At 63.3% G+C, this 401-nt stretch carries 1 pseudogene; it reads left to right on the top strand.

Annotation, left to right across the window (positions count from 1 at the left end):
* A pseudogene (gene sucC, locus DD559_RS19295) lies at window positions 1-401 on the top strand (succinate--CoA ligase subunit beta); the annotation flags it as partial.

Genomic DNA, 401 nt, shown 5'->3' with positions numbered 1-401 from the left:
GAGCTGCGCGACGAGACCGAAGAGGATCCGATGGAGCTCGAGGCGTCGAAGTACGACCTCGCCTATATCAAGCTCGACGGCGACATCGGCTGCATGGTCAACGGCGCCGGCCTGGCGATGGCGACGATGGACATCATCAAGCTGAACGGCATGTTCCCGGCCAACTTCCTCGACGTCGGCGGCGGCGCGAACAAGGAGAAGGTCACCGCGGCGTTCAAGATCATCCTGAGCGATCCGGCGGTGAAGGGCATCCTGGTCAACATCTTCGGCGGCATCATGCGCTGCGACATCATCGCCGAGGGCATCGTCGCGGCCGCCAAGGAAGTGAACCTCGCAGTGCCGCTGGTCGTCCGACTCGAGGGCACCAACGTCCAGCAGGGCAAGGACATCCTGGCCAATTC

The sequence above is a fragment of the Sphingomonas pokkalii genome, from assembly GCF_003096275.1.
Lineage (GTDB): Bacteria > Pseudomonadota > Alphaproteobacteria > Sphingomonadales > Sphingomonadaceae > Sphingomonas > Sphingomonas pokkalii.
The sequence above is the reverse complement of the archived record's forward strand: the minus strand, read 5'-3'. Positions and strand labels throughout refer to the sequence as shown.